The sequence below is a fragment of the Pseudomonas sp. SM4 genome, from assembly GCF_051913165.1.
GTDB lineage: Bacteria > Pseudomonadota > Gammaproteobacteria > Pseudomonadales > Pseudomonadaceae > Aquipseudomonas.
In genome coordinates, this window is record NZ_JBODOE010000008.1 from 217,442 (window position 1) to 239,482 (window position 22,041).

At 60.6% G+C, this 22,041-nt stretch carries 21 protein-coding genes; 7 read left to right on the forward strand and 14 right to left on the reverse strand.

Features of this window, described 5'->3' with window-relative positions:
- The first annotated feature begins 6 nt into the window (after positions 1-6).
- The 4 genes from ahcY to ACQ4MY_RS17100 all read left to right on the forward strand — a co-directional run bounded on the left by ahcY (position 7) and on the right by ACQ4MY_RS17100 (position 5,547).
- Positions 7-1,416 (forward strand): adenosylhomocysteinase, encoded by a 1,410-nt coding sequence (gene ahcY / locus ACQ4MY_RS17085; protein WP_440095911.1) that lies wholly within the window; start codon positions 7-9, stop codon positions 1,414-1,416.
- A gap of 173 nt (positions 1,417-1,589) precedes the next feature.
- Positions 1,590-2,435, forward strand: a complete 846-nt coding sequence (gene metF, locus ACQ4MY_RS17090; RefSeq protein ID WP_008083100.1) for a methylenetetrahydrofolate reductase [NAD(P)H] — start codon at positions 1,590-1,592, stop codon at positions 2,433-2,435.
- A 193-nt stretch (positions 2,436-2,628) separates the two neighbouring features.
- Positions 2,629-3,441: a substrate-binding periplasmic protein gene (locus tag ACQ4MY_RS17095; protein WP_440095912.1), complete on the forward strand. Its 813-nt coding sequence runs from the start codon at positions 2,629-2,631 to the stop codon at positions 3,439-3,441.
- A gap of 222 nt (positions 3,442-3,663) precedes the next feature.
- Entirely contained in the window at positions 3,664-5,547 is a 1,884-nt protein-coding gene (locus tag ACQ4MY_RS17100) for a DEAD/DEAH box helicase (protein WP_440095913.1), read from the forward strand.
- A gap of 331 nt (positions 5,548-5,878) precedes the next feature.
- Here the strand turns inward: ACQ4MY_RS17100 and ACQ4MY_RS17105 are convergent, their stop codons facing one another.
- From ACQ4MY_RS17105 to ACQ4MY_RS17115, 3 genes are all read right to left on the reverse strand, one after another.
- On the reverse strand, positions 5,879-6,454 hold the full coding sequence (locus ACQ4MY_RS17105) for a YceI family protein (RefSeq protein ID WP_008083105.1): 576 nt from the start codon (positions 6,452-6,454) through the stop codon (positions 5,879-5,881).
- Positions 6,455-6,485: 31 nt separating this feature from the next.
- Positions 6,486-7,037, reverse strand: coding sequence for a cytochrome b (locus ACQ4MY_RS17110; protein ID WP_007913713.1), 552 nt, complete (start codon positions 7,035-7,037; stop codon positions 6,486-6,488).
- A gap of 339 nt (positions 7,038-7,376) precedes the next feature.
- Complete coding sequence (locus ACQ4MY_RS17115; RefSeq protein ID WP_440095914.1) at positions 7,377-9,140, reverse strand: flavin monoamine oxidase family protein; 1,764 nt, start codon at positions 9,138-9,140, stop codon at positions 7,377-7,379.
- A 222-nt stretch (positions 9,141-9,362) separates the two neighbouring features.
- Between ACQ4MY_RS17115 and ACQ4MY_RS17120 the strand changes: the two genes are divergently transcribed.
- Together ACQ4MY_RS17120 and ACQ4MY_RS17125 are read left to right on the forward strand one after the other, a co-directional pair.
- Positions 9,363-10,769: an adenosylmethionine--8-amino-7-oxononanoate transaminase gene (locus ACQ4MY_RS17120; protein WP_150793237.1), complete on the forward strand. Its 1,407-nt coding sequence runs from the start codon at positions 9,363-9,365 to the stop codon at positions 10,767-10,769.
- 209 nt (positions 10,770-10,978) lie between these two features.
- Complete coding sequence (locus tag ACQ4MY_RS17125; protein WP_440095915.1) at positions 10,979-11,698, forward strand: 16S rRNA (uracil(1498)-N(3))-methyltransferase; 720 nt, start codon at positions 10,979-10,981, stop codon at positions 11,696-11,698.
- A 111-nt stretch (positions 11,699-11,809) separates the two neighbouring features.
- Here ACQ4MY_RS17125 and trhA read toward each other — a convergent pair whose 3' ends face one another.
- On the reverse strand, positions 11,810-12,427 hold the full coding sequence (gene trhA, locus ACQ4MY_RS17130; RefSeq protein ID WP_007913708.1) for a PAQR family membrane homeostasis protein TrhA: 618 nt from the start codon (positions 12,425-12,427) through the stop codon (positions 11,810-11,812).
- Between the two features lie 187 nt (positions 12,428-12,614).
- Here trhA and ACQ4MY_RS17135 point away from each other — a divergent pair, with 187 nt between their 5' ends.
- A complete protein-coding gene (locus ACQ4MY_RS17135) occupies positions 12,615-13,529 on the forward strand; it encodes a LysR family transcriptional regulator (protein ID WP_440095916.1) in 915 nt (304 codons plus the stop codon).
- A 137-nt stretch (positions 13,530-13,666) separates the two neighbouring features.
- On the opposite strand, the gene madM is transcribed toward ACQ4MY_RS17135, so the two are convergent.
- The 10 genes from madM to ACQ4MY_RS17185 all read right to left on the reverse strand — a co-directional run bounded on the left by madM (position 13,667) and on the right by ACQ4MY_RS17185 (position 21,548).
- Positions 13,667-14,431: a malonate transporter subunit MadM gene (madM, locus tag ACQ4MY_RS17140; RefSeq protein WP_095049482.1), complete on the reverse strand. Its 765-nt coding sequence runs from the start codon at positions 14,429-14,431 to the stop codon at positions 13,667-13,669.
- A 1-nt stretch (position 14,432) separates the two neighbouring features.
- Positions 14,433-14,849 (reverse strand): malonate transporter subunit MadL, encoded by a 417-nt coding sequence (gene madL / locus ACQ4MY_RS17145; RefSeq protein ID WP_212550144.1) that lies wholly within the window; start codon positions 14,847-14,849, stop codon positions 14,433-14,435.
- A 66-nt stretch (positions 14,850-14,915) separates the two neighbouring features.
- Positions 14,916-15,836, reverse strand: a complete 921-nt coding sequence (gene mdcH / locus ACQ4MY_RS17150) for a malonate decarboxylase subunit epsilon (protein ID WP_440095917.1) — start codon at positions 15,834-15,836, stop codon at positions 14,916-14,918.
- Entirely contained in the window at positions 15,833-16,453 is a 621-nt protein-coding gene (locus ACQ4MY_RS17155) for a malonate decarboxylase holo-ACP synthase (RefSeq protein ID WP_440095918.1), read from the reverse strand. Before ACQ4MY_RS17155 ends, mdcH begins: the two co-directional genes overlap by 4 nt.
- Positions 16,447-17,232 carry a biotin-independent malonate decarboxylase subunit gamma gene (gene mdcE, locus ACQ4MY_RS17160; protein ID WP_440095920.1) on the reverse strand — a complete coding sequence of 262 codons (786 nt, stop codon included), beginning with the start codon at positions 17,230-17,232 and terminating at the stop codon, positions 16,447-16,449. Before mdcE ends, ACQ4MY_RS17155 begins: the two co-directional genes overlap by 7 nt.
- Positions 17,229-18,080, reverse strand: a complete 852-nt coding sequence (locus ACQ4MY_RS17165) for a biotin-independent malonate decarboxylase subunit beta (protein WP_064388093.1) — start codon at positions 18,078-18,080, stop codon at positions 17,229-17,231. Before ACQ4MY_RS17165 ends, mdcE begins: the two co-directional genes overlap by 4 nt.
- On the reverse strand, positions 18,073-18,372 hold the full coding sequence (locus ACQ4MY_RS17170) for a malonate decarboxylase subunit delta (RefSeq protein ID WP_007913697.1): 300 nt from the start codon (positions 18,370-18,372) through the stop codon (positions 18,073-18,075). Before ACQ4MY_RS17170 ends, ACQ4MY_RS17165 begins: the two co-directional genes overlap by 8 nt.
- On the reverse strand, positions 18,372-19,244 hold the full coding sequence (locus ACQ4MY_RS17175; RefSeq protein WP_440095921.1) for a triphosphoribosyl-dephospho-CoA synthase: 873 nt from the start codon (positions 19,242-19,244) through the stop codon (positions 18,372-18,374). The genes ACQ4MY_RS17170 and ACQ4MY_RS17175 overlap by 1 nt, the downstream gene beginning before the upstream one ends.
- Complete coding sequence (gene mdcA / locus ACQ4MY_RS17180) at positions 19,244-20,914, reverse strand: malonate decarboxylase subunit alpha (protein WP_440095923.1); 1,671 nt, start codon at positions 20,912-20,914, stop codon at positions 19,244-19,246. The genes ACQ4MY_RS17175 and mdcA overlap by 1 nt, the downstream gene beginning before the upstream one ends.
- A 268-nt stretch (positions 20,915-21,182) precedes the next feature.
- Positions 21,183-21,548 (reverse strand): DUF6124 family protein, encoded by a 366-nt coding sequence (locus ACQ4MY_RS17185; RefSeq protein ID WP_440095925.1) that lies wholly within the window; start codon positions 21,546-21,548, stop codon positions 21,183-21,185.
- Positions 21,549-22,041 lie beyond the last annotated feature (493 nt).

Sequence of the window (22,041 nt, forward strand, 5' to 3'; positions counted from 1 at the left end):
CTCTTCATGAGCGCTGTTATCACGCCTGCAGATTTTAACGATTACAAAGTTGCCGACATGTCCCTGGCTGCCTGGGGCCGTCGCGAAACCATCATCGCCGAATCGGAAATGCCGGCTCTGATGGGTCTGCGTCGCAAGTACTCCGGCGAACAGCCGTTGAAAGGCGCCAAGATCCTCGGCTGCATCCACATGACCATTCAGACTGCCGTGCTGATCGAAACCCTGGTTGCCCTGGGTGCCGAAGTACGCTGGTCGTCGTGCAACATTTTCTCGACTCAGGATCAGGCTGCTGCCGCTATCGCTGCTGCCGGCATCCCGGTTTTCGCCTGGAAAGGCGAGACTGAAGAAGAGTACGAGTGGTGCCTGGAACAGACCATCCTGAAGGATGGCCAGCCATGGGACGCCAACATGATCCTCGACGACGGCGGCGACCTGACTCAACTGCTGCACGACAAGTACCCACAAGTACTGGATCGCGTTCACGGCGTGACCGAAGAAACCACCACCGGCGTACACCGTCTGCTGGACATGCTGGCCAAAGGCGAACTGCGCATCCCGGCCATCAACGTCAACGACTCGGTAACCAAGTCCAAGAACGACAACAAGTACGGCTGCCGTCACAGCCTGAACGATGCGATCAAGCGTGGTACCGACCACCTGCTGTCCGGCAAGCAAGCGCTGGTCATCGGTTACGGTGACGTGGGCAAGGGCTCCGCTCAGTCCCTGCGTCAGGAAGGCATGATCGTCAAGGTTTCCGAAGTTGACCCGATCTGCGCCATGCAAGCGTGCATGGACGGTTTCGAACTGGTTTCGCCGTTCATCGACGGTATCAACAACGGCACCGAAGCAAGCATCGACAAAGCGCTGCTGGGCAAGATCGACCTGATCGTGACCACCACCGGTAACGTCAATGTTTGCGACGCGAACATGCTCAAAGCCCTGAAGAAGCGCGCTGTGGTCTGCAACATCGGTCACTTCGACAACGAAATCGACACTGCTTTCATGCGCAAGAACTGGGCATGGGAAGAAGTGAAGCCGCAAGTACACAAGATCCACCGTACCGGCGCTGGCGCTTTCGACGCACAGAACGACGACTACCTGATCCTGCTGGCCGAAGGCCGTCTGGTTAACCTGGGTAACGCCACTGGTCACCCAAGCCGCATCATGGACGGTTCGTTCGCCAACCAGGTTCTGGCGCAGATCTTCCTGTTCGGCCAGAAATACGCCGACCTGTCGCCAGCCCAGAAAGCCGAGCGTCTGACCGTTGAAGTACTGCCGAAGAAACTCGACGAAGAAGTGGCCCTGGAAATGGTTCGCGGCTTCGGCGGCGTGGTCACTCAACTGACCAAGCAACAGGCTGACTACATCGGCGTCACCGTCGAAGGCCCGTTCAAGCCGCACGCTTACCGCTACTGATTGGCTGAGCGTCGACGCGGTGTGCCTGGCGCACCGCGTTGCCTGACTGGCGCTGCTGACCGCTCTGTGTAGGAGCTGCCGCAGGCTGCGATCTGTTGATCTGCAAAGATCGCAGCCTGCGGCAGCTCCTACGGGGTGCAGCGTCCGGCTTACGTGTTTCCAAGGGTATGACCATGTCCCAAGACCGTCGCTACAGCTTCGAGTTCTTCCCGACCAAGACCGATGCTGGGCATGAAAAACTGCTCGCCACTGCCCGTCAGCTGGCCACTTACAACCCCGATTTCTTTTCCTGCACCTATGGCGCTGGTGGTTCGACCCGTGATCGCACCCTCAACACCGTTCTGCAACTGGAAAGCGAAGTCAAAGTACCGGCCGCACCGCACCTGTCGTGCGTCGGCGACAGCAAGGACGACCTGCGCGGCCTGCTGAACGAGTACAAGGCTGCCGGCATCAAGCGCATCGTTGCCCTGCGCGGTGACCTGCCGTCCGGCATGGGCATGACCAGCGGTGAGCTGCGTCACGCCAATGAACTGGTGGAATTCATTCGTGAAGAAACCGGCGATCATTTCCACATCGAAGTGGCTGCTTACCCGGAGATGCATCCGCAAGCGCGCAACTACGAAGACGATCTGGCCAACTTCATCCGCAAGGCCAAGGCCGGTGCCGACAGCGCGATCACCCAGTACTTCTTCAACGCCGACAGCTACTTCTACTTCGTCGAGCGTTTGCAGGCGCAGGGTGTCGATCTGCCGATCGTGCCGGGGATCATGCCGATCACCAACTACAGCAAACTCGCGCGCTTCTCCGATGCCTGCGGTGCGGAAATCCCGCGCTGGATTCGCAAGCAACTGGAAGCCTACGGCGATGACACGCAAAGCATTCAGCGCTTTGGTGAGCAAGTCGTCAGCGAGATGTGCGAGCGCCTGTTGCAGGGCGGCGCGCCGGGGCTGCACTTCTATTCCATGAACCAGGCTGAGCCTAGCCTGGCGATCTGGAATAACCTGAAGTTGCCGCGCTGAAGCAGCTGCAAGCTTCAAGCTGAAAGCGACAAGCAAGATCAAAAGATCGCAGCCTTCGGCAGCTCCTACATTGAGATTTCGTATCCCGTGTAGGAGCTGCCGAAGGCTGCGATCTTTTGCTTTTAAATGCCCGAAGCAGAGCTTGTGCCGGCACTTTCTGGCTCTTTCGCGTTTCTCGTCGTAATCTCAAGCCATGCCTTTGATCACGCAGTTATTCGCCGTGCTGGTTTTTGCTTGCCTGAGCTTCGCCGCTCGGGGCGAGAAGTTGCGTATTGTCACCGAGCCGTGGGCGCCTTACGTCTATGAAGAGAACGGCAAGAACCTCGGTCTCGACTACGAAACCACGGCCATCGTCTTTAAACGTCTGGGTATCGAAGTGGAATGGCAATTCCTCCCGTGGAAGCGCTGCCTGTCAATGCTGGAGACCGGTCAGGCTGATGGCGCGCTGGATATCTTTCACAGCGACGAGCGCGATGCCACCCTGCTCTACCCGAGCGAACCGCTGTCGGACGTCGAGTTCGTGATGTTCTACGCCAACGCCCGGCCGCATCCGTTCAGCAAACTCGAACAACTCAAGGGCCTGACCATCGGCACCTCACCGGGTTATCTGTACAGCCCCGACTTCAGCAATTCGACGCTGTTTACTCGGGAGCCGGCGCCGACCCACGAAGCCAACTTCGGCAAACTGGTGCGCGGTCGCATCGACCTGTTGATCACCGATCGCCGCGTTGGTCAGCACTTGCTCGATGAATTGAATATTCGCGATCAGATCAGTGAAAATCCGACCGTTATTAGTCGTCAGAGCCAGTTTTTGGCAGTTCGGCGCAATGCCGGCATGGATTTGCTGGTGCAACGTTTCGGTGCCGAACTCAAACGTTTCAAGCGTGAACCGGCGTATGCGGAGCTGAGCACACGCTACGGCGCCGCCCCGTCCGAGGTCACGCCGCTGGGCAATGCCTCGGCTAGCAGTAAAACCGTTGAGCAGCAGGAAAGCAGCGCGCAGTGATTGCTCTGTTATACTCCGGCGTTCCCGCCAGGCTCACGCCCGGACGCCCGGAACCGTAACAGGCCTCTCGACCCGCTACAGCGCAGCCTCCCAGCCCGCGCGAGCGCTCCAGACGTGCCTTCGGAACCGCAGCAGGACCGGACGGGATTGCGTCCTCTTAAACGTGATTCGCGCCAGGCAAGACTCCCATTGGGCCAAGCCCTAACTAAAACAGGATTACTCATGTCCTTTGCTTCCCTCGGTCTCTCCGAGGCTTTAGTCCGCGCCATCGAAGATGCGGGCTATACCGAGCCTACTCCGGTGCAACAGCGGGCCATTCCCGCCGTGTTGCAAGGTCGCGACCTGATGGTGGCGGCTCAGACAGGTACCGGTAAAACCGGCGGTTTCGCCCTTCCGATCCTGGAGCGGTTGTTCCCCAACGGTCACCCGGACAAATCCCAGCGTCATGGCCCGCGCCAACCGCGCGTACTGGTCCTGACCCCGACCCGCGAACTCGCGGCCCAGGTACACGAGAGCTTCAAGATCTACGCCCGTGACCTGAAATTCGTCAGCGCCTGCATCTTCGGCGGCGTCGGCATGAACCCACAGGTTCAGGCCATGTCCCGCGGTGTTGACGTGCTCGTTGCCTGCCCGGGTCGTTTGCTTGACCTGTGTGGCCAAGGCAGCGTTGACCTGTCCCACGTGGAAATCCTCGTCCTCGACGAAGCCGACCGCATGCTCGACATGGGCTTCGTGCACGACGTGAAGAAAGTTCTCGCGCGCCTGCCGTCCAAGCGTCAGAACCTGCTGTTCTCGGCGACGTTCTCCAAGGACATCACCGATCTCGCCGGCAAGCTGCTGCACAACCCGGAACGCATCGAAGTGACGCCGCCGAACACCACGGTCGAGCGCATCGAACAACGCGTCTTCCGTCTGCCGGCCAGCCACAAGCGTGCGCTGCTGGCGCACCTGATCACCGCCGGCGCGTGGGAACAGGTGCTGGTGTTCACTCGCACCAAGCACGGCGCCAACCGTCTGGCCGAGTACCTGGACAAACACGGCCTGCCGGCTGTGGCGATCCACGGTAACAAGAGCCAGAACGCGCGCACCAAAGCGCTGGCCGACTTCAAGGCCAACCAGGTACGCATTCTGGTTGCCACCGACATCGCCGCACGCGGTCTGGACATCGATCAGTTACCACACGTGGTCAACTTCGAACTGCCGAACGTCGATGAAGATTACGTTCACCGTATCGGCCGTACTGGTCGTGCCGGTCGTTCGGGCGAGGCGATTTCGCTGGTCGCGCCGGACGAAGAAAAACTGCTGAAAAGCATCGAACGCATGACCAAGCAGAAAATCGCCGACGGCGACCTGATGGGCTTCGATTCGAGCACCATTGAAGCCGAGAAGCCGGAAGTGCGTGAGCGTCCGGACGTGCGTAACCCGCGCAATCCACGTGGCCCACGCGGCGACGGGCCGAATGGCGGCGGCGGCGGTGGCGGCGGTCGTAAAGACAAAGGCAAAGACAAGGGCAAAGAGAAGCCGGCCGGTGAACGTGGCGAGCGTCCTGCCCGTCAGCAGAAACCGCGCGAAGGCACTCCGGCCCGTGAACAGCGCCCAAGCCAGCCGCCACGTGCGGCGGCTGATCGTGCACCGGACGAGTTCCTCGACGACGATGTGGATAACTTCGGTAACCGCGTTGACTACGTGCCAAAGCCTGCTCCTGCTGGCGGTCGCGGCCGTCGTCCGGGCGCACCGGCCCAGGGCGCAGGCGCAGGTTCGGGCGCACCACGCGGCGGTCAGTCGCAAGGTCGCCAGAACGGTCCGCGCAACAGCAACGGTTCGAGCACCGGCACCCCGCCAGCCAAACGCAGCGGCCCGCGCAACGGCGCACCGCGTGATGGTCAGCCGGCGCGTCGCGATGACGCTTCGTCCTCGCGCAACCGTCGTCCAGCCCGTGACGATCAGCCACGCAGCGAACCGGCCGTACAAAACCCGCGCAGCACTGGCCCGAAGATCATGCACAAGGAATCGAAAGCCGACCGCTTCCCGACGCCTGAGCAGCTCGATCAACTGCCAAGCCGCCCACGTGGCGAAAAACCAGCACTGCTGACCCGCAATCGCTGAGTTAACGCTGCAATGAAAAATGCCCCGCCTCGCAAGAGCCGGGGCATTTTTTATCCCTCCGCCACTATCCTGATTCACACAATCCCCCTGTGTACACCACCCCTGTGGCGAGGGGATTTATCCCCGATCGGCTGCGAAGCAGTCGCAGATCAAGCGAACGCGGTCCGTCAGATGCACCGCGTTGTTAGATTTTGGGGCCGCTGCGCGACCCATCGGGGATAAATCCCCTCACCACAAAAAGCCCGACCCCACAGGGAATTGTGTTGTGGCGGGCAATAAAAAACGCCCCCGGCCTTTCAACCGGGGGCGTTTTTATGTGGCAGGGGGAAAGTTATTTAACTTTCACGCCTTCCAGCGAGATGTCCAGATCCGCAGTTTGCGAGGTAGGACCTGGGCCCTTGATCCCGAAATCGTTCAGGTTCAGGGTGGTCTTGGCGTTGAAGCCAGCACGCTCGCCGCCCCATGGATCCTTGCCTTCGCCGTTGAACGTAGCCTTGAAGGTTACTGGCTTGGTCACGCCGTGCAGGGTCAGGTCGCCAGTCACGTCAGCAGTCTTTTCGCCGGTCGATTTAACGGCGGTGGAAACGAACTTGGCGTCAGCAAACTTGCCCACGTCGAGGAAGTCTTTGCTGGCGATGTGCTTGTCACGCTCAGCGTGGTTCGACCACAGGCTGGCGGTTTTCACGTCTACAGCGATCTTGCTGGCTTCAGGCTTGGCCGAATCCCACGAGAAGGTACCGTCGAAATCTTTGAAAGTACCGTGGATGAAGCTGTAACCCAGGTGGCTGATTTTCCAGTCAACGAAGGCGTGCTGACCTTCCTTGTCGATTTTGTAGTCCGCTGCCATGGCCTGGGCCGAGAGCAGTGCAGAACCGATTGCCAGAGCGGCCAGAGTCTTTTTCAACATGCTTTCTTTTCCTTTGAGTCGAGGTTGAATTTCAGGCTTTGCGACCGAGCATTCGTGTCAGGGTCGCATCACGATCGATAAAGTGGTGCTTCAATGCTGCCAACGCATGGAGACCGGAAAAAATTACCAGCGCCCACGCCAGCCAGAGATGAATCACCCCGGCGGTATCTGCCTGATCCGGTAGTCCGGAAACCAGTGCAGGAACTTCAAACAGGCCAAACACCGGGATCCCGACACCGTCTGCGGTGGAAATCAGGTAACCGGCAAGCATCACAGCGAACAGCGCCAGATACAGAAACCCGTGGCCGAACTTGGCGCCGATGCGGGTCATCCGGCTGTAGCTCTGCAGCGTCGGCGGTGGTGGGCTGATAAAGCGCCACAGCACCCGCAACACCATCACGGCCAGCAACACCAGGCCAATACTCTTATGCAGATCCGGCGCCTCTTTGCGCCAGCTGCTGTAGTAATCCAGCCCGACCATCCACAAGCCCAGCGCGAACAGCCCGAAGACCACCAGCGCCACGCCCCAGTGCATGAAGATGCTGACCCAACCATAGCGCGAAGAAGAGTTACGTAGCTGCATTGCCCAAATCCTGTGAGAACTGCGAACCAAGACTAGCGAGTTATCTATCGAATTAAAGCGGAAAATTTCGCTTTGAAATATCGAGAAATACGATCAAGAGTCTGTAAGTGGCGTGTTAAGGAAAGATTAAAGGGAAAAGTGTGGCGGGATGTTGTTTCTGAGCAATGGATTTTTGTTGGCAGAGCTGGCTCTATCGCGAGCAGGCTCACTCCTACAGTTGGCCGTATTCCAACTGCAGAAATGCGATCCCTTGTAGGGAGTGAGCCTGCTCGCGATAGCGGTCTTACAGGCAAAAAAAAGCGCGGCATAAAGGCCGCGCTTCTTCATTCACCGCAAGGCTTACTGCGCCTTGGTCTCGGTCGTTGCCGCAGGCTTGGCCGCTGGCTTCTTCGCCGGTTCAGCCTTCTTCGCTGCCGGTTTCGCCGCAGGCTTTTTCGCCTCGGTTTTCGCAGCAGGTTTCTTCGCCGCAGGCTTGGCCGCCGCTTTCTTCGCTGGCTCAGCCTTCACCGGTGCCGCAGGCTTCGGTGCTTCCACCGGAGCTGGCGCAACTGCCGGAGTCGGCGCAGGTGCTGGTGCTACCGGAGCAGGAGCCGGCTCTGGCGCCTTCACTGGCTCAGGCTTCTTCTCGTCATCCGAACCACCAAACAGGTTGCTGAAGAAGTTACCCTTCTTCGCCGCCACGGCACCCGCCGCCGCTGCTGCAGCCGGCACCACTTTCACTGGCTCAAAGGATTTGCCTGCCGCCAGATCTTCAACCTGACTGGCCGCACGCTGGCCGGTGCGCAGTGCGCCTTCCAGGGTGCCCGGGTACAAGGTATCGGTGTGTTCGCCAGCGAACGTCACGCGCTGCAGCGGACGTTCCCACAGGCGCCAGAACTTGCTGATCTGGCCCGGGCCGTAAGCCAGGTAAGCGCCGCCCATCGACGGGTCGGTGCTGTAGCGACGGATTTCATAACCGGTGAACGAGCCACGGGCCTGTGGATAAAACGCGTGCAAACGGATCAGTACCTGATCGACCATCTGCTTGTCGCCGAACGCCTGCATGACACGAGCGTTGTCGCCGGACAGGTTGATCACCACGTTGGCGCCGCCCTTCAGCGCAGGCTCGATCCAGAGCATGCCGAGACCGGTGTTGCTGTAGATCTCGCCGGACATGCGCGCCTTGCTTTCCCACACTGGCGTCTTGAACTTCAGCATGATCTGGTCGCGCCAGCCGTAGTTGGTGCCTTTGATCGCAGCCATGTGCTGGGCATCCAGCGCTGGCGTCAACGCAATCTTGTTCAGTGCACGCAGCGGCACGGCCAGCACCACGTAGTCAGCCTGATAGCCAACGCTGCCGACCTTGACGGTCACGCCGTCCTTGTCCTGATTGATCGCCGACACCGGCGAGTTGGTCTTGATGGTCTTGATCTGTTTGACGAACGCTTGCGCCAGCACCTGGCTGCCGCCGACCAGACGCGAAGCGCGCAGGTCACGGTCGGAGATGCCGCGATACACGCGGTTCTGCTGAGCGAAATACAGCAGCGACAGACGCGAAGGCTCGTCGTAGTGAGTGCGGATGTCCTGGTTGATCAGCTGACGCGCGGTGGCCGGCAGGTTCTGCTTGTCGAGCCAGCTCGATACGGTGATCTGATCCAGTGCGTGCAGGGTGTTGGTCGCCGCCGGGTTCTGCGGGTCGTCGATCGAGCGCGCCAGATCGTCGAGGGTTTTCTGGTAGCGCTTCAAGGCGTCGGCGGTAGCCGGTTGCTTGGTCGCCAGATCAGCGGCGGAGAAATACTCGCCGTCGATCAGGTAGCCCGGGGTCCGCACGAACTCAGGTGCCGGCGTGGTGCCGAGCTTGAAGGTCGACACGTACTTGTTCAGCACCGGCTGGGTCTTGTCGTTGCCGATCCACTCGCTGGTGGCCATGCCCGAGCGCCCGCCCAGGCTCGGTTTGGCTTCCAGCAGCGTGACCTGCCAGCCCTTGTTTTGCAGTTCGTAGGCAGCAGTCAGGCCCGACAGGCCACCACCGATCACGATTGCGGTTTTATCCTTGGCCAGCGCCGTAACGCTGAACAGCCCCAACATCACCAGCGCACAGGCGCGCAGCCAACCGACAGACATTCAGCGAACTCCGGAAATACCACAGAAAAAAGCAGTTGTGCGGGTCAGACGACCCAAAGAACCGCGAAGAATACGTTAGCCATCAAAACGCCGCCAGCGACGTCTATCGGCTCATACAAAGTAGCTCAATCGACACAATGGGTTGTTCCCGCGCGACGCATTGCATAGGCTTGCGCGATTGTTTGCCCGCGCCTGACGCGAGCCGCCTCGAGGAGACTGTAAATGGGCCTGAATAACCAGTGGATGCAACGCGACCTCGCGGTGTTGTGGCATCCCTGCACCCAGATGAAAGACCACGAACAGCTGCCGCTGATCCCGATCAAGCGCGGCGAAGGCGTCTGGCTCGAAGACTTCGAAGGCAAGCGCTACCTCGACGCGGTCAGCTCGTGGTGGGTCAACGTGTTCGGCCACGCCAACCCGCGGATCAACCAGCGCATCAAGGATCAGGTCGATCAGCTGGAGCACGTGATTCTGGCCGGTTTCAGCCATCAACCGGTGATCGAGCTGTCCGAGCGTCTGGTGAAGATGACGCCGGAAGGCCTGAACCGGGTGTTCTACGCCGATAACGGTTCGTCCTGCATCGAAGTCGCGCTGAAAATGAGCTTTCACTATTGGCTCAATCGCGGCCAACCGAACAAAAAGCGCTTCGTCACCCTGACCAACAGCTACCACGGCGAAACCATGGCAGCGATGGCGGTCGGCGACGTGCCGCTGTTCACCGAAACCTACAAAGCGCTGCTGATGGACACCATCAAAGTGCCGAGCCCGGATTGCTACGGGCGCCCCGAAGGCATGAGCTGGGAAGAGCATTCGCGCAACATGTTCGCCGCCATGGAACAGACCTTGGCAGAGAACCATGACAGCGTTGCGGCAGTGATCGTCGAGCCGTTGATTCAGGGCGCCGGTGGCATGCGCATGTATCACCCGGTTTATCTGAAGCTGCTGCGCGAGGCCTGCGACCGTTATGGCGTGCACCTGATCCTCGATGAAATCGCCGTCGGCTTCGGTCGCACCGGGACGATGTTTGCCTGCGAGCAGGCCGGCATTCGTCCGGACTTCCTCTGCCTGTCGAAAGCCCTGACCGGCGGCTATCTGCCGTTGGCGGCGTGCCTGACCACTGATGAGGTCTACAGCGCGTTCTACGATGACTATCCGACCTTGCGCGCCTTCCTCCATTCGCACAGCTACACCGGCAACCCGCTGGCGTGCGCGGCGGCACTGGCGACGCTGGATATCTTCGAGCACGACAACGTCATCGAGAACAACAAGGCCCTGGCCCAGCGCATGGCCTCGGCGACGGCGCATCTGGTGGATCACCCGAACGTGTCGGAAGTGCGTCAGACCGGCATGGTCCTGGCCATCGAGATGGTCAAGGATAAAGCCACCAAAGAGGCCTACCCTTGGCAGGAGCGTCGCGGCTTGAAAGTGTTCCAGCATGCGCTGGAGCGCGGCGCGTTGCTGCGACCGCTGGGCAGCGTGGTGTATTTCCTGCCGCCGTACGTGATCACCCCGGAGCAGATCGACTTCCTCGCCGAAGTCGCCAGCGAAGGCATCGACATTGCCACGCGTGACAGCGTTAGCGTCGCCGTGCCAAAAGACTTCCACCCCGGCTTCCGCGATCCGGGTTGATTGCTATCTAAAGGTTTGAAAAGAACCCTGTGGCGAGGGGATTTATCCCCGATGGGCGGCGAAGCCGCCCTAAAATCAGCAATCGCGGTGAACCAGAATGATCGCATTCTCTGATTTCACGCCTGCTGCGCAGCCGATCGGGGATAAATCCCCTCGCCACAGAAGCTCTTCACTACAGTGACTACGCGCCAATTTTTTAGAGACCCGAAATGAGACTGTCCCGCTTCTTTATCGACGCTCCCCTGAGCACCGGCGAACACGAATTGCCGGAGGCCCAGGCGCATTACATCAGCCGCGTGCTGCGCATGGCCGAGGGCGATGCGGTGCAGTTGTTCGACGGTTCCGGCCATGAATTTCGCGGCACCCTGCTGGAAGTCGGCAAGAAACGCGTGACCGTGCAGATCGACGAGCAATTCGCCGGCCAGGTCGAATCGCCGCTGCACATCCACCTCGGCCAGGGCTTGTCCCGTGGCGAGCGGATGGATTGGGCGATTCAGAAAGCCACCGAACTGGGCGTGAATGAAATTACGCCGATCTTCAGTGATCGCTGCGAAGTCCGCCTCAAGGACGAACGTGCCGACAAGCGCCTGCTGCACTGGCGTCAGGTGGCGGTCAGCGCTTGCGAGCAATGTGGGCGTTCGCGGGTGCCGGTGATTCATCCGCCGGTGTTGTTGGCGGACTGGATCAAGCAGACCGAAGCCGAGTTGAAGCTGGTGCTGCATCCGGTGGCCGAGCCGTTGGTGAGCCATGCCAAACCGGCGACACTGGCGTTTCTGATCGGGCCTGAAGGTGGTTTGACGGACGCCGAAGTCGAGCAAGCCAAAGGCAACGGCTTCCACGCCGCCCGCCTCGGCCCGCGGGTGTTGCGCACCGAGACTGCGCCAGTGGTCGCTCTGGCTGTGGCCCAACAGCTTTGGGGTGATTTCTAGGGTCTCATCGCTGGCAAGCCAGCTCCCACAGGATCCTTGTTGGCCACAACATCCGTGAACAACGCTAAACCCTGTGGGAGCTGGCTTGCCAGCGATTGGCCGCGCCTCGGGCTACAGGACATAAAACAGAATCGCGACAAAGTGCAGCAAGCTCCCCGCGATCACAAACAAATGCCAAATCCCGTGCGCATGTCGCAACCGGTGATCAAGGGCAAAAAAGATAATCCCCACCGTGTACAAAACCCCGCCCGACGCCAGCCAGGCAAACCCGGTCGTGCCCAGCGCCGCAATCAACGGCTTAACCGCCACCAACACAATCCAGCCCATCACCGCGTAAATCACGATGGACAGAATCCGCGCCTCCGAGCGCGGTTTGATCTCCTGCAAAATGCCGATCAGCGCCAGCCCCCAGACAATCCCGAATAACGTCCAGCCCCACGGCCCGCGCAGGGTCACCAGGCAGAACGGTGTATAGCTGCCGGCAATCAACAGGTAGATCGAAAAGTGATCGACCTTCTTCATGATCGCTTTCTTGCGCCCGCGCACGCTGTGGTACACGGTGGAGGCGCTGTAGAGCACCAGCAAGGTAAACGCGTAAATCGCCACACTGACAATCTTCCACGGGCTGCCGTCGAGGCAGGCGATCACCAACATCCAGACGCCGCCGACAAAAGCCGCCACTGCCCCGACCAGATGGGTCCAGGCGTTCAATCGTTCTCCGTGATACATGTATTGCTTACCTCATATTCATTACCGCAGCGCGCAAGGCTCGGGCCTTGAGCGTAAAAGCGCAATCAAAAGATCGCAGCCTGCGGCAGCTCCTACCTTCCAACGCATGCCAATGTAGGAGCTGCCGAAGGCTGCGATCTTTTGATCTTCAAGGCACAATCGGCCAATACCAAAAAGAGTCCGCGCCATGCTGATCGACGAAGAATTGACCCTGAAAAAACTCGAGGTGTTCCTCGCTTTCATGCGCACCGGCAACCTCGCCCGTGCTGCTGCCGAGTTGCAGACCAGCAACGTCAGCGTGCACCGCGCCATTCATTCGCTGGAAAGCGCCCTGCGCTGCCCGCTGTTCAAACACGAAGGCCGCAACCTGACGCCGCTGGAAAGTGCTTACGTGCTGGAAGAACGCGCGCAGAAGCTGATCAACGACGTGGTCGAAAGCGTGCGCCTGACCCGCGAAGCCGCGGGGTTCTCCGCTGAACGCTTCAAACTCGGCTCGCTGTACTCGCTGACAGTGAAAACCGTACCGCAGCTGATCATGGGCCTGAAAATCCGTCGCAGCGAACTCAACATCGACCTGATCCTCGGCTCGAACATTGACCTGCTCTACAAGCTGAAAAACATGGAAGTCGACGCGATTCTGGTGTCGCTGGACGACAGCATCAACGACCCGGATTGCGAGCAGATTGCGCTGTTTTCCGACGACATCTTCCTCGCCACTCCGGCGGATTCAAAGTTTGCCCAGCGCAGTGAAGTGGATCTGGCTGAGGTGCGCGATGAAACCTTCATTACCCTGACCCAAGGTTTTGCGACCCATCAGGACGGTGTGCGGGTGTTCAAGCAGGCGGGGTTCGAGCCGAAGGTGGCGATGCAGGTGAATGACATCTTCACGCTGTTGAGCATGGTCAGCTCGGGAGTGGGTTATGCGTTGCTGCCGGGGCGGATTGCGGCGGTGTATGAGAACCGGGTGAAACTGATTCCGTTGCAGGAGAAGTACCGGTTGCAGCAGCACATCGGTGTGGTGTTTTTGAAAGCCAAGGAGCGCGATCCGAATTTGCTGGCGTTGCTGGCGGAGTGCCGGATGTATGCCAACCGCCAGGCCTGACACCGCGTCGCCCGCATCGCTGGCAAGCCAGCTCCCACAGGGTTTTGTGCTGATCCGGAGATCTTCTTCCAACACAAAACCTGTGGGAGCTGGCTTGCCAGCGATGGCGTGAGACCCGCCAATGTAGAATCCGAAAATCAGCCAACAATCCCGCGAACAATGAAGAACAACAACGAAGGCCCCAGCAAGCACCCCAGCCCGGTATGGAACGTCGCCGTCAACGCCCCATAAGGCACCAACCGCCGATCCGTCGCCGCCAATCCAGCTGTAACGCCGCTGACAGTCCCGGCCAAACCACCAAACACCATCGCCGAACGCGGGTTATCCAGGCCCATCCAGCGCGCCGCGACCGGCGTGCCGACCATCACCAGAATCGCCTTGATCAACCCGGTGGCAATCGACAGCGCCATCACATCCGACGTCGCGCCAATCGCCGCACCCGTCACCGGCCCGACAATGTAAGTCACCGCGCCCGCGCCAATAGTGGTCATGCTCACCGCATCGCGATAACCGAACGCCCAGGCCATGCACGCGCCAACAATGAACGGCAGAATCGTGCCCAGCAGCAGCGCAATCACACCAATCAACCCGGCCTTCTTCGCCTCGGTCGCCTGCACTTCAAACGCTGTGGCCACAATCGCAAAGTCACGCAGCATCGCCCCGCCCATCAGGCCGATGCCGGAGAACAACGTCAGGTCCGCCAGGCCTTTCTGCCCGCCAGTCATGGTGCCGCCGACCCATGCCAAAACCAGACCGATGACGATGGCAATCGCCGAGCCGTGAATGCGTCCGAACGTCAGGCGTTTGGACAGAATCACCGACACCCACATGATCACGCCGACAAAAGCGAAGGCAGTGACCAAGCCGTTGTGTTCCAGACCTTTCTCGATGAGATCCCACATATCAGCGGCCTCCTACTGGCGTGCCGACCGGGGAGACTTCCGCCGGCTCGTCAGGCAGTGGCTCGCCCTTGTGAGTGCGGCTGATCAGGGCAATCGTAAAACCGCAGACCACCACCGAACCAATCGCCGCCAGCACTGCGACCGTGCCGCCGTGCAGCGCGGTGACGACGTTCTGTTGCGCGGCCATCGCCACCACCACCGGAATGTACATCGCGCCCCAAAAGCCGACGCCCATCTCGCAATCCTTGGTCATGCCGCCGCGTTTCTGCATCCACAACCGCGCGCAGATCAACAGGATCATGGCGATGCCGACCCCGCCGACGTTGGATTTGACGCCCAACAACGCGCCGAGCATGTCACCCATGATCACCCCTGCCAGCGTACAGATCGCGAGCAGCGCCACACCGTAAATAATCATTGTTGTAGTCCTCAAAGTGCATCGTCGAATGTTGTTTTTGTTGTTCGAAGCTTGAGTCGCGGCGGTTTAGAGTTGGCGGCTACCCTCCTCACGCAACAGCGCTTGCAGGGTGTCGAGGCGCGCACTGTCGAAGGCTGTGACCGTGCCTTGCTCGAACACCCGGCGCGCCAGCCCGGTCAGCACCGCACCGGGCGGCAGTTCGATCTGTAAACGCACGCCGCGCTCATAAGCGCTTTGCACGGTGCCGCGCCAGTCCACTACGCGACACATGTTGAAGGCGAGGTCATCGCGCAGCGCTTCTATTTTGGTCACAGGGCGTGCGAGGCTGCCGCTCAGGTAAGCGATTTTCGGGGTTTTCAGTTCAACCTTGGCGAAGGCTTCGGCGAGGGTTTGCGCCGGTGCGTCCAGCAGGGGACAGTGCGACGGCACGCTCACCGCCAGACGTTTTGCCAGACCGGCGCCACGACTGCGCGCCAGTTCGGCCACGGCTTGCATGGCCTCGTCACTGCCGGCAATCACCACCTGATTGTCGGCGTTGATGTTGGCCAGATACACCGGCGAATCTGCGCTGTGCACCTGCGCCAGCAGTGTTTCGACTGTGGATAATTGCAGACCGATGATCGCGGTCATGCCGTAGCCCTGTGGATAAGCCTGCTGCATCAACTCACCGCGCAGGCTGACCAGATGCAACGCCTCGCTGAAGCTCAATGCGCCCGCAACCACCGCTGCCGGGTAAGCGCCGATGGACAGGCCGGCGACGTAATCCGCCGTGAGTCCGTCCTGCAACAATTGCCGTGAAGCTGCGACTCCGGCGATCAGCAAACAGAGTTGAACTGCTCTAGTCGTTCGCAATGCTTCGGCAGAATCGAGCAGCAAAACATCTTCACCAAGCACATCACTGGCCTCGACCAGCGTTTCCCGAGGCAAGTGCTGGAGCATGCCTGCCTGCTGCGCACCCTGACCGGGGAATACCAACAAGCTGCTCACGCTGCCTGCTCCTGCGGGTTCCATGGATCAACCACCAGGCAGGCCTGATGAGCATTTTTCAGCAGCACGCGCGCCGAACCGCTGGCCCACTCACGCAACGCCACAGCACCGAACGGCGTCTGCAATTGCATATCGACCCGGCACACGGCTTGATCGAAAATCGCGACGAATTTGCGTGCCTGATTACGGGTGATCAGTTGCGGTGTACGCAGAATCAGATCGAGATCGCTGGCCGCGTGCATCGCGGTAAAACCACTGGCCAATTCAAACCCGACACTGCCGCTGACACCCCAGACCCAACCGCAATCGTCGAGCATTGGCCGCAGTTGTTTGAGCGCCTGCATGACCGGCAGATCGCGCTCGCAGTCGACGTGACACAGCGCTTCGGGAGTGACCCGACAGGCAATCGAATCGACCGCCATAAACGCCGCCAAGCGCTGCTCGCGCAACACACCGCGCACACCGACCGCGACAAAACCTTCATCGCTCAGCGCTCGCCGCACGACCACAGGTTGCCCGGCGGCCAGCGACTCGACGGCCCACAACGGCGCATCCGCCGGCAACTGAGCCGGGGTCATGCCCCAGAGCAGATCGTGGGCCAGAGGCGTGTTCACCACTGCGCCCTCAACAGTTCGCGCACTTTGCTGGAAGCAGCGCGATTTTTCGCGCCGAGACGATTGCTCAGATCAGTGCTGGAGATATCGCTGATGGCTTGTTTCAGGCACTCGTTCACCCGCGCCAGATCCTCCGCCGTCGGCTGTTCAATCTGCTGCACCGACAGGGTTTCCCAGAGCAATCCGAGACTCGCATAACTGTCGATGTCATAAGCCATCGGCGGCACACTGGCGGCCAGCGCTTCCAGTTCTTCAACACTGCGCAAGGTCACCCGCGCCGCCGACGCCTTGCCCATCGCATGCACCATCACGCCCGGATCACGCAGCGCGATCAATCGATTGGCCTGGTAGCCATGAGCCAGAAACGCCCCGGACATCGCTTTACCGACCAACAACGCAATCACCGGATGCCCGGCCAGACGCGCACGGGCGTAACTGTCCGCCGCACCGGCCAACGCCTGATGAATGCCGAGCGCTTCTTCGCGCCGACCATAAGCCTGGCTCGGCACATCGACGATGGCGATGATCGGGCGCTTCTGCGCTTTATCGCGGTCAGCCGTGATCGCGTCATCCACAACCTTGGCCAGACCCCAGCCTTCGAGCAAGCCGACTTCGCCGTTGCGAGCGCGAGGAAAACGATTGTCCGGGTCAGCGACCACAGCGATAAAACGCCCCAGCTCACCGTCAGCAACCTTCAACGATGGCGGCAGTCCTTCAACACTTTTAGCGCCCGCGCTCAAGGCGGTGAACCAGTTCAAACCGCGCAGTGAATAACCGCTCATGAGCGCTCTCCTTGATACAGATCGCGAACCACCGACGGCTCGATTTGCGGGTCAGTGTTCAGACTGCTGAGTCGTTGCAGAAACCACTCAGCACGTTGGCTACGTGGCTGCTTTGGCAAACCCTGCTGCAGTAATTCACCGACCTGCTGACGAATCTTCGCCACGTCATCGGCGACATAACGATCCACCAGACCACTGGCAAACCGCTGCTCGCCACCGGTCAGGCTCCAGATGAAGGGCCGGTCGCGAGAGTCATATTCTTCGATCCCCGCTTCCTGTTCGATGACCTGCGGGCCGTTCAAACCAAGGCGCGCTTCCTGAGTCACCAGCAAATAACTGCACAGCGCCGCCGCAATCGACATGCCGCCGAAACAACCAACGCTACCGGCAACCACACCGACCACCGGTTGGTACTGCTGCAAATCGACAATCGCCGCATGAATATCGGCAATGGCCGCCAGCCCGAGATTGGCTTCCTGCAAGCGCACGCCACCGGTTTCCAGCAGCAACACCGCGCGCGTCGGAATACCTTTGCGGTTGTCTTCAGCCGCCAGTTCCAGCGCGCCGGCAATCTTCGCCCCGCCGACTTCGCCAAGGCTGCCACCCTGAAACGCGCCTTCAATCGCGGCGATCACCACCGGCAAACCGTCGAGGCTGCCCTTGGCGATCACCACGCCGTCATCGGCCTGCGGCACCACGCCCTGACGTTCAAGCCACGGCGACATCACCCGTTGAAACGGATCAAGCAACTCACGAAAGCTGCCAGCATCGAGCAAGGCCTTGGCCCGTTGCCGCGCGCCGAGTTCGACGAAGCTGTGTTTGTTGAGCAACGCGGCGCTGTCAGTCATGGCCGATCTCCTCGAAACCTTGTTCCAGTCGCAAGCGCACCACGCCCGGCGTCGCGCCGAAGTCGTGGATATCGATGGCCATTGCTGGCGGTGTGGTGCCGTCGAACATCCGCGCAAACAGATGCTGCCAACGCAATTGCGCGCCGTTGACCGAGGTCTGCACATTGATCGTCAGCTTGCCGGCCAGGCCCGGTTCGATCAGCACTTCCAGATCACCCGAGCCGACACAACCGACCAGCGCGCGACCGCGTGGCGGCTGCCCGGCGGGGAATTCAAACGATAGGGTTTCCATCAAAACGCTCCCTGAGAGATGCCGTCGCGCTCGATACGGTCGAGCAGCAGCGTGGCGGCGAGCAAGTCGGCGGCGCCACCGGGCGAGGCATTCAATGCGATGAGTTGTTGATCCAGTTCGTGCAGCCGGCGGCGACCGCTGAGGCTGGCGCTGCCACCGGCGTCGAGCACCGCTTGCGCGCCGGACTGCATGGCGTGCAGACCCTCTTCACCGGCACGGTAGAGCACGCAGGTGTCGACCAGATTGGTCATGATGGCGAGCAAAGCGTCGAGCCGGGCGTTTTGTTCGCCGTGGCCATTGGCGCGGCTGCGCTTGAGTTGTGGCAGGCCGCGTTGCAGCACCGAGGGGAAGCCGAGTTGTGCTTCTTCCCGAGCACCGCGAGCGCCGTAACGCAGGGCGACTTGGGCGCCGTGGCTCAGTGGTTTGGGTGCGTAGCGGTCATCCAACAAGGCCAGACGTGCAGCGCGCAGGGTTACAGCGTTGGCGCTGGAAGATTGCGGTTCCAGTGCAGTGGCCGTCACCAAAAGGCCCAAGGCCCAGATCGCCCCGCGATGCGTGTTCACGCCATTGGTGGTCGTGAGCATGGCTTGCTCGCCCTCACGACCGATGCGGCCAATCGCTTCGCGCAACGTTGAATCAACTTCGCCGATTGCGCCCGCCGCTTCAGCCATCTCCTTGAACGCCGGCCACAACGACAGCGCCGAAGCGTGCATCAGACCCAAGTGCAGATCGGTGTGCGCGCCGTTGCCGCGACGGTCAACCAGTGCCGGTTTCGGCGACAGATCGGCTTCGTCGATCAACGCGTCCACCGCCAGATCGGCCAATCGATCAGCCAGGGACAGCGGCTTCGCTTGCAGGTTAAGTGCGTGCATTACCAGCTCCTGAATTTCGCGGGCGGGTTGTACAGACCGCCAGACCACTCGACCAGATCGGCCACGCTTTTCGCCGCGAGCAATTCGCGGGTGGCGTCGGTGCGGCGGATGCCGAGGTCTTCGGGCAAGGCGATCAGGCCTTCGCGGCGCATACGTTCGGTGTCTTTCGGGTTGTGGCGCAGGCCGATGGCGGTGACGCCTGCAACGGCGGCGATCATTGCCTGGCGCTCTTCCAGCGAGCGTGCCTTGTACAGGTAGGCGATGCCTTCTTCGGTGAGCAGGTGGGTGACGTCGTCGCCGTAGATCATGATCGGCGCCAGCGGCATGCCGCTTTTCTTCGCCACCTCGACCGCGTCGAGGGTTTCAACGAAGGTCGGTTTGCCGCCCTCCTGGAACGTCTCGACCATTTGCACCACGAGTTTTTTGCCGCGTTCGAGCATCGGCTGCTGCGAGTCGTCGTGGCGCATGTCCAGCCACGCCGGGGTGCCGTGACGGCGACCGCGCGGGTCGTGGCCCATGTTCGGCGCGCCACCGAAACCGGCGAGGCGGCCACGGGTCACGGTTGAGGAATGGCCATCGCCATCGACCTGCAACGTCGCGCCGATAAACAGATCTACCGCGTACTGCCCGGCGAGTTGGCAGAACATCCGGTTGGAACGCAGCGAGCCGTCACGGCCGGTGAAGAACACGTCGGGGCGCGCGGCGATGTAGTTTTCCATGCCCAGTTCAGTGCCGAAGCAATGCACGCTTTCGACCCAGCCACTTTCAATCGCCGGGATCAGCGTCGGGTGCGGATTGAGCGTCCAGTTGCGGCAGATCTTGCCTTTAAGGCTGAGGGATTCGCCGTAGGTCGGCAGGATCAATTCGATGGCGGCGGTGTTGAAACCGATGCCGTGGTTGAGCGACTGCACGTTGTGTTTTTCGTAAATCCCGCGAATCGCCATCATCGCCATCAACACGTGCACAGGCTTGATGTGGCGTGGGTCGCGGGTGAACAGCGGTTCGATGTAGAACGGCTTGTCGGCCACCACGACGAAATCGACCCATGACGCGGGGATATCCACACGCGGGAGTTCGCTGACGTCGTCGACCAATTGGTTGACCTGGACGATGACGATGCCGTCGCTGAACGCGGCTGGTTCGATCAGTGCCGGGGTGTCTTCGGTGCTCGGCCCGGTGTAAATGTTGCCGGCGCGGTCGGCCATGAACCCGGCCGAGAGCACGACGTTGGGGATCAGATCCACCACCAGTCGCGCGTAGAGTTCGATGTAAGTGTGGATCGCGCCGACTTCCAGCAGGCCGTCTTCGAGCAACTGGCTGATGCGCAGGCTCTGGGTGCCGGCGAAGGAGAAATCGAGCTTGCGGGCAATGCCGCGTTCGAACAGGTCGAGGTGCTCGGAGCGGCCGACGCTGGGCATGATCATGTGCAGATCGTGGAGCTTTTCCGGATCAGCCTTGGCCAGCGAGCGCGAGAGGAAATCTGCCTGCTTCTGGTTGTTGCCCTCCAGCACCACACGGTCGCCGGGATGAATCAGCGCTTCGAGCGCGGCGACGATCTTGTCGGTGGGCAACACCACACCGTCGGCCAGCCCGCGCACCTTGTCGAGGCGGCGCTGCTTCTCATCGCGCCGCCGCGTCCAGCGCGAGTCGGGGGGAATTGTTGTTGTCATGCTCACTCCACGGGGTTCGCTGTCGTGGAGCTAAGGTAGGCGCGTGGGGTGGGGGCATCAATCAAGCACGGTGGTGAATCATTACGCTGAGCGTAACGTTCGCCGACGCCTTCGCGAGTAGGAGCTGTCGAGTGAAACGAGGCTGCGATCTTTTGATCTTCAGCATCAACATCAAAAGATCGCAGCGTGCCGCAGCTCCTACAGGGGACGTATTCCAACTGTAGGAGTGAGCCTGCTCGCGATGGCGTCGCATGGGTCGACGCATTAATCAGTCAGTCGGCACCAATCTGTCCAACACGCGATTGACAGCCATTTCCGCCACCATCACCACTTGCGCAATACCTTGCAGGGTCTTGCGGTGCGTGCCTTCAACCATGGCTGCGTGATTGTTGAGCATCACCGTGGCCGAGCCGAGGGTTTCGCTGGCGTCGGTCAGCAGGGATTCGGTGTCGGCGTTGGGGTTGGCCATGTACAGCGTGTTCGGGGTGTAGGGCGTGGCCATGAGGTCGGCGTTGGTCGGGCCGAGGTAATGGTCGAGGGCGCGTTCGGCGGCTTCGTGGAATTTCTTTGAGTCGGGGGACTCGTAGGGGGATGCCGGGTCGGTGGGCGGCGGGTTAGGCGTTACTTTGAACATGGGGATGAACCTCTATTAGGCCTCACCATCTCGCTGCTAAACGGTAGGGTGGCGGCTATGCGCAAGTTAGCAGACCGGTCAAACCCCAACCCGGCGCACCCGAAGGTGCCATGCGCACAGCCACCATCAAGCGCAGGCGAATGCCTGACTGGATGAGACTTGTACAACCGAGGTAAGGACAAAGCCGGGCTGCTAAACCCGATCACTGGGAATCAGTGACCCGATCCACGTTACGCAGCCAGCCCACGGCGCACAAGCCGGCGGATTCTGGTACATGCGTAGGCAGCGGCGCAAGGATTTGTAGGCTAGGGAGCCGTAACACCGGGTGTCTTTAAACAGATGTGCCGGAAAGTGTTTAAGGCATGACAGAAATCGGGGATTTGCCTGTAGGAATTTGGTCATGTTGCTGGCCCCATCGCTGGCAAGCCAGCTCCCACAGTGTCCGAGTTGTATTCGAATTTTGTGCACCACACAAAAACCTGTGGGAGCTGGC